Source organism: Geoalkalibacter sp. (assembly GCF_030604225.1).
Classification (GTDB): Bacteria; Desulfobacterota; Desulfuromonadia; order Desulfuromonadales; family Geoalkalibacteraceae; genus Geoalkalibacter.
Window position 1 is genome coordinate 1 of record NZ_JAUVWH010000120.1, and the last position, 9,535, is coordinate 9,535.

At 63.1% G+C, this 9,535-nt stretch carries 7 protein-coding genes; 4 read left to right on the plus strand and 3 right to left on the minus strand.

Annotated features, from left to right (window positions below):
* Both ppdK and QAT43_RS12115 read left to right on the plus strand, forming a co-directional pair.
* The coding region (gene ppdK, locus QAT43_RS12110) for a pyruvate, phosphate dikinase (protein ID WP_305043340.1) at positions 1-2,645 on the plus strand (2,645 nt) is incomplete at its 5' end.
* Between the two features lie 165 nt (positions 2,646-2,810).
* A complete protein-coding gene (locus tag QAT43_RS12115; protein ID WP_305043341.1) occupies positions 2,811-3,245 on the plus strand; it encodes a hypothetical protein in 435 nt (144 codons plus the stop codon).
* A 6-nt stretch (positions 3,246-3,251) separates the two neighbouring features.
* Here the strand turns inward: QAT43_RS12115 and QAT43_RS12120 are convergent, their stop codons facing one another.
* Entirely contained in the window at positions 3,252-3,908 is a 657-nt protein-coding gene (locus QAT43_RS12120) for a fumarylacetoacetate hydrolase family protein (protein WP_305043342.1), read from the minus strand.
* A 131-nt stretch (positions 3,909-4,039) separates the two neighbouring features.
* Between QAT43_RS12120 and QAT43_RS12125 the strand changes: the two genes are divergently transcribed.
* Both QAT43_RS12125 and QAT43_RS12130 read left to right on the plus strand, forming a co-directional pair.
* A complete protein-coding gene (locus QAT43_RS12125) occupies positions 4,040-5,656 on the plus strand; it encodes a cation:proton antiporter family protein (RefSeq protein WP_305043343.1) in 1,617 nt (538 codons plus the stop codon).
* Between the two features lie 46 nt (positions 5,657-5,702).
* Entirely contained in the window at positions 5,703-6,914 is a 1,212-nt protein-coding gene (locus tag QAT43_RS12130; RefSeq protein ID WP_305043344.1) for a rhomboid family intramembrane serine protease, read from the plus strand.
* Positions 6,915-6,926: 12 nt separating this feature from the next.
* Here the strand turns inward: QAT43_RS12130 and QAT43_RS12135 are convergent, their stop codons facing one another.
* Positions 6,927-8,960, minus strand: coding sequence for an ATP-binding protein (locus QAT43_RS12135; protein ID WP_305043345.1), 2,034 nt, complete (start codon positions 8,958-8,960; stop codon positions 6,927-6,929).
* On the minus strand, positions 8,957-9,535 hold a 579-nt coding region (locus QAT43_RS12140; RefSeq protein ID WP_305043346.1), incomplete at its 5' end, for a YfiR family protein. The genes QAT43_RS12135 and QAT43_RS12140, both read right to left, overlap by 4 nt.

Consider the following 9,535-nt stretch of genomic DNA (forward strand, 5'->3'; position numbering starts at 1 on the left):
ATTTCTTCGGCGAGGGGAAAGCCGAAGGGCGTGGGGACATGAAGAATCTGCTGGGCGGCAAGGGGGCCAACCTGGCGGAGATGACATCCATCGGGCTGCCCGTGCCGCCCGGGTTTACCATCACCACGGAAGTCTGCACCGAGTTTTACAAGAACAACCGTCAGTATCCCGCCGAACTCAAGGGCCAGGTCGAGGCCGCCCTCGGCCAGGTCGAAAAGCTCATGAACAAAAAATTCGGCGATTCGCGCAACCCTCTGCTGGTATCGGTGCGCTCGGGGGCGCGCGCCTCCATGCCCGGCATGATGGACACGGTGCTCAATCTCGGCCTCAACGACGCCACCATCCAGGGCGTCATCGCCCAGAGCGGCGATGCGCGCTTTGCCTACGATTCCTACCGTCGCTTTATCCAGATGTACTCCAACGTCGTCATGGGCATGAACGGCGAGCTGCTGGAGGACATCCTTGAAGAAATGAAGGAGCATCGCGGCGTCGAGGAGGACACCAAGCTCTCCGCCGAGGATCTCAAGAAATTGGTGGTCCTCTTCAAGGACAAGGTCAAGGAAACCCTCGGCCGCGACTTTCCCAACGATCCCCACGAGCAGCTCTGGGGCGCCATCGGCGCCGTGTTCGGCTCTTGGATGAACCAGCGCGCCATCACCTATCGCCGCCTCAACAACATCCCCGCCGAGTGGGGCACCGCCGTCAACGTGCAGTCCATGGTGTTCGGCAACATGGGCGATGACTGCGCCACGGGCGTGGCCTTCACCCGCAACCCCTCCACCGGCGAGCGGGTGTTTTTCGGCGAGTTCCTGGTCAACGCCCAGGGCGAGGACGTGGTGGCCGGCATCCGCACCCCCCAGCCCATCAACAAGGGCCAGGGCGACGGCAGCCTGCCCTCCATGGAAGAGGTGATGCCCGAGAGCTATGCCCAACTGATGAAGATCCAGCAGACCCTTGAGAAACACTACAAGGACATGCAGGACATCGAATTCACCATCGAAAAAAGCAAGCTCTACATGCTCCAGACCCGCAACGGCAAACGCACCGCCCGCGCGGCGGTGAAAATCGCCGTCGACATGGTCGCCGAGGGTCTCATCGACGAGAAAGCGGCGGTGCTGCGCGTCGATCCCCAGCAGCTCGATCAGCTGCTCCATCCGTCCCTCGATCCCAAGGCGCCCAAGACCATCATCGCCAAGGGCCTGCCCGCCTCGCCCGGCGCGGTCAACGGCGAGGTGGTGTTCAGCGCCGACGATGCCGAGGATGCGGCGCGCATCGGCCTCAAGGTCATCCTGGTGCGCATCGAGACCAGCCCCGAGGATATTCACGGCATGCACGCCGCCCAGGGCATCCTCACCGCGCGCGGCGGCATGACCTCCCATGCGGCGGTGGTGGCGCGCGGCATGGGCAAGTGCTGCGTGGCCGGCTGCGGCGACATCAAGGTGGATTACGCCAAGCAGGAGTTCACCACGCGTGGCGGCCTGTTGATCAAGAAGGGCGATGTCATCACCCTCGACGGTTCCACGGGCGAAGTCATGCAGGGCGCGGTGCCGACGGTCGCCCCGGAACTGACCGGCGAGTTCGGCCGGCTCATGACCTGGGTCGACAAATTCCGCCGGCTGCGGGTGCGCACCAATGCCGACACGCCGCAGGATTCCAAGGTGGCGCGCGATTTCGGCGCCGAGGGCATCGGCCTGTGCCGGACCGAGCACATGTTCTTCGACGCCGAGCGGATCATGGCGGTGCGCGAGATGATCCTCGCCGAGGAGGTCGAAGGGCGGCGCAAGGCCCTGGCCAAAATCCTGCCCATGCAGAAGGGCGATTTCAAGGGCATCTTCCGCGAGATGAAGGGCCTGCCCGTGACCATTCGCCTGCTCGATCCGCCCCTGCACGAGTTCCTGCCGCAGAAGGACGCGGAGATCGAGGAAATTTCCAAGGTGATGGGCCTGTCCGCCGCCACCCTCAAGGCCAAGGTCGAGAGCCTGCACGAGTTCAATCCCATGCTCGGTCATCGCGGTTGCCGCCTCGGCATCACCTTCCCGGAAATTTACGACATGCAGGTGCAGGCCATCATGGAAGCCGCCTGTGAGCTGGTCAAGGAAGATGGCTTCGAGATCGTGCCGGAGATCATGATTCCCCTGGTCGGCCATGTGCGCGAGCTCGAAATCATGCGCGCCAACGCCGTGCGCGTGGCCGATGAGGTCATCGCGCGCTACGGCGTTTCCGTCAGCTATCTGATCGGCACCATGATCGAGCTGCCCCGCGCGGCGCTCACCGCCGACGAAGTGGCGGCGCAGGCCGATTTCTTCAGCTTCGGCACCAACGACCTGACCCAGACCACCTTCGGTCTGTCCCGCGACGATGCCGGCAAGTTCCTGCCCTACTACGTGGAAAAGGACATCCTGCCCAACGATCCCTTCGTGACCCTGGACCAGGGCGGGGTGGGGCAGCTGGTGCGCATGGGTTGCGAGAAAGGCCGCCAGGCCCGCCCCGGCATCAAGCTCGGCATCTGCGGCGAGCATGGCGGCGATCCCGAGAGTGTCATCTTCTGCCACGACATCGGCCTGGACTATGTGTCCTGTTCGCCCTTCCGCGTGCCCGTGGCGCGTCTGGCGGCCGCCCATGCGGCCCTCAAGGGCGCCAAGTAAGGCTGTTCCCCTCGCACAAAACCAAAAGGCCGCTCCCTGCCGGGGCGGCCTTTTGGTTTTGTGCGGGGGCGTCTTGACCTCGCGCCCGCGGGAATGATAAAAAAGGTCCCCTTGCGCCGCCCGGTCGCGATGGCCTGGCGGAAAACCCCTGATAGCCGGAGTCCCATGAGTTTCTCAAAAACGCCCAGCGTCGGTGGTCACATCGACGCCAACTGCACCCGCTGCCGCATGCTCACCAACCACACCATCGTCGCTCTGGTGGCCGAACGGCCCGTCAAGGTTCAATGCAATACCTGTGGCGGCATGCACGGCTACCGTGCGCCCAAGGCCGCGCCCCAGCCGCGCGCGACCAGTTCGCGTCCGCCCTCCGACAAGCCCAAGGCCCGTACCCAGAGCGCCGATCAGGAGCACTGGCAGCGCGTCATGGCCGAGCGGGATGCCGCCGGCGCCCGCGCTTATGCCATGGACCAGCCGTTTCGCGTCGATGAGCTGGTGCGCCACCCCCAGTTCGGTGTGGGGCTGGTGACGGCGATCTTCAAGCCCAACAAGATGGAAGTGCTCTTCGAGCAGGGGCGCAAGACCCTGCGCTGCCGTCTGTAGATTTTCTCATTCCACGCTGACATCCAACCCGCCCAAGCCCTCGATTTCCGCGTGGATTTGGTCGCCACCGCGCACCGGACCCACGCCGGCTGGCGTGCCGGTGAGGATGATGTCGCCTTCCTCCAGGGTGAAGATGCCGGACACGTAGGCGAGGATCTCGGGAATGCGGTGTATCATCTGACCCGTATTGCCGTCCTGGCGCAACTCGTCGTTGACCCACAGACGGATTCGCAGATTGTGCGGATCGGCCACCCGGTCGCGCGATGCGAAATCGGAAATGGGGCAGGAGGTGTCGAAGGCCTTGGCGATTTCCCAGGGCAGACCCTTTTTCTTGAGACGCTCCTGAACGTCGCGCAGGGTCATGTCCAGGGCGACCCCGTAGCCGGCGACGTGCTCATAAGCGGCGTGCGCCGGGATGTTGCGAGCGTAACGGCCGATGAGCACGGCCAGTTCCACCTCGTGGTGGCATTCGCGCGAATAGGACGGAATGAGAACCTTCTCCCCGGCGCGGATTAGGCTGGTGGCGGGTTTGAGAAACACCACGGGTTCCGCGGGCGTTTCATTGCCGAGTTCCTTGATGTGCTCGGCATAGTTACGCCCCAGGCAGATGATCTTGCCCACGGCAAAATTACGACTGCTGCCCTGTAATCGGACACTGATCATGGTAGAATTTCCCTCCTGTTTGAGATTCCCGGCCCATTGAACGATGAATGTGACGATGACGGTCCCTGAGCGGCGCGGCTCGTCCGTTGTTAAAATCCGTCGGCGCGGGCCGTTTTTTTCGAGGTTGTTTCATGGATCCACTCTGGATAACCATAGCATTTTTTTGTGGCTTCCTCATCCGCCAACTGGGCCTGCCGCCCCTGGTGGGGTTTCTCGCGGCGGGCTTTATCCTCAACGCCCTCGGAATTTCGGGCGGCGACATGCTGCAGAAAGTGGCGGACCTCGGAGTCACCCTCCTGTTGTTCACCATCGGCCTCAAGCTCAAGGTGCGCGATCTGCTCGAACCCGTCATCTGGGCGGGAACCTCCCTGCACATGACGGTCACGGTCGCGCTGATGAGCCTGGTGTTCATGGGCATTACCTATTTTGGGCTGCCCCTGTTCACCGATCTTGCCCCGGCCAACATTTTGCTCATCGCCTTCGCCCTGAGTTTTTCGAGCACCGTTTTTGCCGTGAAAGTGCTCGAGGAAAAAGGGGAAATGTCGTCCATGCACGGGCGCGTGGCGGTGGGCATGCTCATCATGCAGGACGTGCTGGCGGTTCTGTTTCTCACCGCGTCAACGGGCAAGCTGCCCTCGCCCTGGGCCCTGGTGGTGCTGACGGGCCTCGTGCTGCTGCGGCCTTATCTGTTCCGCATCATGGATCGCTGCGACCACGGCGAACTGGTGATTCTTTACGGGTTTTTCCTGGCGCTGGTGGTGGGCGCCAAGAGTTTCGACGCGGTGGCCATGAAGGCCGACCTGGGGGCGTTGCTCATCGGCATGCTCATCGCCAATCACCCCAAGTCCAAGGAAATGGCCAAAAGCCTGCTGGGTTTCAAGGAAATCTTTCTGGTGGGATTTTTCCTCAGCATCGGCCTGGCCGGGGTTCCCACCTGGGAGACCCTGGGCATCGCCGCGCTGCTTGCCGCGCTGATCCCGCTCAAGACCCTGCTGTATTTTTTCCTGCTGTGCCGTTTCCGCCTGCGTCCACGCTCCTCGCTGCTGGCCTCCTTCAGCTTGGCCAATTACAGCGAGTTCGGCCTGATTGTCGCCGCGGTCGGGGTGAGCAACGGCTGGCTGGACAAGGAATGGCTCACGGTCATGGCCCTGGCCCTGTCGCTGACCTTCGTCATGGCCTCGCCCCTCAATGCCCTGGCGCACAGCATCTACCTGCGTCTGCGCGAACGGTTGGCGCGTTTCGAGGTCTCGGGGGAGCACCCTGACGATCTTGTCGGGGTGGATCTGGTCAATGTCGCCATCTTCGGCATGGGGCGCATCGGCAGCGGTGCCTATGATTTCATGACCGAGCGTTGCGGTACCAATGTGGTGGGTGTGGATTTGAACGAAAATGTCGTGCAGCAGCAGCGTGATACGGGGCGCAACGTCATGCTCGGCGATGCCACCGACCCCGATTTCTGGGATCTGCTCAAGCGGCGTGACGGTCTGGCGCGTCTCGAACTGGTGATGCTGGCCATGCCCAAGCACCGCGCCAACCTCTTTGCCGCCGAGCAATTGCGCAAGGCCGGGTTCACCGGCACCATCGCCGCCATCGCCATGTACGACGACCAACTTGAGGAACTGCGCCTGGCCGGGGTGGATTCGGCATTCAATTTCTACGCCGAAGCGGGCAACGGCTTTGCCGAGCATGTGTATGAGCAGGCCCTGCGCTCCGGAGTCTTGCCCGGGGTGTGCCAGGTGTCTTCCTGACCAGAAGCCCCTGCTGCCCTGATCCCCTTCCCAGAAAGGCCGCGGCATGTTTCTGCCCATCGGCGATTTCCCCAATCCTCGCTCCACCCCCTGGGTCAATTATCTGCTGATGGGGATCAATGTGGCGGTATGGCTGCTGGTTTCCCTGCCCCTGAGTGCCGCGCGTCCCGATCTCCATGATCCCTTCCTGCTTGAATACCTCTATGAAATCGGCGTGCGTGGCGCGGTGCCGGCGCAGGCCATCCTCGACCAGCTGAGCGCCTACGATCTGTTTGTTTTCAAGTACGGATTTCGGCCGGCGGAATTTTCCCTGGTGACACTCTTTAGCTCGCTGTTTCTCCACGGCAGCTGGATGCACCTGTTCGGCAACATGCTGTTTCTGTGGATTTTCGGCAACAACGTGGAGCATCGCCTGGGCAGCCTGGGCTATCTGCTGTCCTATCTCGGTGCCGGAGTTGCCGCGACCCTGTTTTTCGCCCTCTTCGTCCCCGATTCCCAAACGCCGCTCATCGGTGCCTCGGGGGCCATCTCCGGCGTGCTGGGTTTCTATTTCCTGTGGTTTCCCAAGAATATGGTGAAGGTGTTCATCTTTCTCTTTCCCTTCATCATCACCACGGTGCTGGTGCCGGCCCGCCTGGTCCTGGGTTTCTACCTGGTGCTCGACAACCTGTTGCCGTTTCTGCTGACGCGCGGCGGGGCGGAATCGGGAGTCGCGCACGGCGCCCATATCGGCGGTTTCATTGCCGGGCTGGCGCTGGGATGGGGGCTGGAAAGGGTGCCGGGGCTCAATCTCTGGCGCGGGGAGCGCAGCTATCGCAAGGAGGTGTTGCAGTCGAAGGCGCGTGAGGACTCGGGGCAAAACCCGGCCGGTCTCATTCACCGGCACCTTGGCGAAGGACGTCCGGGGCAGGCGGCGGATCTCTACCTGGGGTTGGAGCATCGACAGGACCGCGCCGCCCTGGCCGCCGACGATGTTTTGGACATCGGCGATTATCTGTTAAGCGCCGGGCGCGATGATCTGGCGCTGCCCCTGTTTCGCCGCTTCATCGCCGAGCGCCCGGGCGCGCAGCGCGTGGATCGCGCCTTTCTCGGCGCCGGACTGGCACTTTCCCGCCATCCCCGCCACATCACCAGCGCCTACCAATACTTTCTTCAGGCCCTCGATGCCGCGCGCAGCGACGCAGTGCGCGAGCAGGCCAGGCAGAACCTGCGCGGTATTGAACGCTTTGCGCGTAGGGAAAAGGACGAAGATTCCTGAAGCTAAGTGCATTCAGGTCGACTCCCCCGGGTTTTCCTTGTCCAGCCAGCGCTCGAGGACGGCGAGCAGTTCGGTCTGGCGAAAGGGTTTTCCCAGAAAATCGTTCATGCCGGCCTGCAGGCAGGTGTCGCGGAAGCTGCGCTGCAGGTTGGCGGTCAAGGCAACCACCGGGGTGCGGCTTCCGGTACGGCGCAGACGGCGCGTTACCTCAAAGCCGTCCATCCCCGGCATCTGACAGTCCATGAGAATGAGATCAAAGGTTTCCTGTTCCAGCGCCGCCAGGGCCTGGATGCCGTCCTCGGCCACCCGCAAGCTCAGTTTGCGCGGCTCAAGAATCAGCCGGACCAGCATTTGCGTGGTGGGGTTGTCCTCGGCCAGCAGGATGCGTTTCCCTTGGTTGTCCGGCAAGGCCTGGGCAGCCGCCTCATCCTTGGCGTTCGACGATTGCCCAATCGCCGGCTCACCCGGCGCCACGGCAAAGGGAAGCTCGCAGACAAAGGTCGTGCCTTGCCCGACGTTGCTGGTCAGCTCAATAGTTCCGCCCATGAGCTGAACCAGCTGGCGCACAATCGCCAGGCCCAGTCCCGAACCGCCGAAGCGACGGCTGGTGGAGTTGTCCGCTTGGGCGAAGGCCTCGAAAATCCTCTCCTGGGCCTCGGTTTCGATGCCGATGCCCGTATCGCTTACCTCCAATCGCAGCCGACAGGATTCCAGATCCAGGGCCAGAGGGGCCAACCTGACGCCGATCTCGCCCTCGCTGGTAAACTTGACCGCGTTGCCCACCAGATTGAGAAGGATCTGGCGCAGGCGCCCTCCATCGCCGCGTAGCCGGCGGGGAGTCTCCGGGGAGATGTTCCAGCTCAGGCGCAATCCCTTGGTCTGACAGCTCACCTCGAACAGGCGAACCGCGTCCTCCATGAGTCGGCAGGGATCAAACGCCCCTTCCGTCAAGGTCAGCCGCCCGGCTTCGATCTTGGCGACGTCGAGCAGATCGTCGAGAATGCCGAGCAGCGATTCCCCGGAATTCTGGACGGTGTCGGCCAGTTGCCGTTGGCGCGGGTCGAGGTCGGACTTGAGCAGCAGATCCGACATGCCGAGGATGCCGACCATGGGGGTGCGGATTTCGTGGCTGAGGTTGGCGAGAAAGGTCGATTTGGCCCGATTGGCCGCCTCCGCCGCGTCCTTGGCCTGTCGCAGGGCGTCGACGGTTTCGCTTAATGCGGCATGGGTCTGGGTGATCTCCTCGGTCCGCCGCCGCACTTGCATTTCCAGGTTTTGCTGATGGTCCTCGAGCTGCCGGTCGCGCGCTTCGATCTGTTCGAGCATGTGGTTGAAGCCGTCCATGAGGGTGCCGAGCTCATCGTTGGACTCGCGCGGCATGCGCACCCGATAGTCGCGGCTGCGGGAGATGTCCTCCATGGTGGCCGCCAGACTGAGGACGGGCTGGGAAATGACCCGTTGCAGGCGCGCCGCCAGGACGAAGGCGAGCAGCAGGCTCAGAAAGAGCACCCCCAGGCTGCCGGCGCCAAAACCGATGAGTCGCGTTTGCAGGTCCGACAGGTCGGTCAGGATTTGGATCGTGCCGAGAAATTCGCCGTCGAACAGGATGGGCTGCACGTAACACAAGGCCCTGGCGGTAAAGCAGTGACGACCCTCGTGCAACCCTGGCGGGCCGGATGACTCGCAGAGCAGGGCGTCTTCCAGCCACTCCTCAGGGGGAAGGCTGGCGCGGTTCGTGGGGCGGTAGGAGGCAAAGGGCACGAACTGCTTGTCGTGAATGCGCGCGAAAAACACGTTATGCTGCGCCTCAAGGCTCTGGAGAAGCGCTTCGGCGGCCGAAATATCCTCGAACAGCAGGGCGGCCTGGCTGTTGTTGGCCAGGATCCGCGCCAGGGCCGCCGATTTTTCCACGGCGCTGTCGCGAAAACCGAGCACCTCCACGGTGACGAAGGCCGTCGCCGTCAGCAGCAGGGCCGCGCAACTGGTGAGCAGGGCGAAGGCCATGAGCTTGTGGCGAATGGGTAGGTTGCGGCAGAAATTTTTCATGGCTGCCGCTCCCGCCCCAATTCCTCGGCATTAATCGCCAGGCTGAGCAGTTTGGAACTGAAGCTCAATCCCGCCTGCTGGGCCGCCGCGAGGTTGATCTCGAAACGGATGCGATTGTTGTGCAGCAGCAGTCCGATCATGCCGCCGGCCTCGGTGAATCCGTCCAGGTCGCTGACCGTGAGAACGGGAAAGCCCTCCAGATCGGCCAGCCGGCGGGTCAAGCGGGGGGCCTCGGAACGGCTGATGAACAGAACCTGACAGGCGCGGATTTCGTCGCGATTTTCGGGAAACACCACACGCACGGGGCGCCCGCCGATGGAGCTTTCCTCCAGATGATGAATGGTCGCGCCAAAGGGATTGGCGCCGAGGATGCCGATGCGCAGCGGCTCTTCGGTTCGCGTCGGTTGCGGCCAGAGGACGAATTTAGCGAAGTTGAAGAGAAAGGCGGCCTTGGCTTCGTACTCCTCCAGAGCCGCCGGTGGCTGGGCCTTGGCGGACGAAGGCGCGCAAAGGGAAAGCGAGCAGATCAGGCCGAGCAGCGCGAACAGGAGCAGGCGCGTCGGCCGATGCATGCC

Bases quoted from the DNA above. Each gene is read 5' to 3' on its own strand.
- QAT43_RS12115 (WP_305043341.1), top strand. From the start codon at position 2,811: ATGAGTTTCTCAAAAACGCCCAGCGTCGGTGGTCACATCGACGCCAAC.
- QAT43_RS12130 (WP_305043344.1), top strand. From the start codon at position 5,703: ATGTTTCTGCCCATCGGCGATTTCCCCAATCCTCGCTCCACCCCCTGG.
- QAT43_RS12135 (WP_305043345.1), bottom strand. From the start codon at position 8,960: ATGAAAAATTTCTGCCGCAACCTACCCATTCGCCACAAGCTCATGGCC.
- QAT43_RS12120 (WP_305043342.1), bottom strand. From the start codon at position 3,908: ATGATCAGTGTCCGATTACAGGGCAGCAGTCGTAATTTTGCCGTGGGC.
- QAT43_RS12125 (WP_305043343.1), top strand. From the start codon at position 4,040: ATGGATCCACTCTGGATAACCATAGCATTTTTTTGTGGCTTCCTCATC.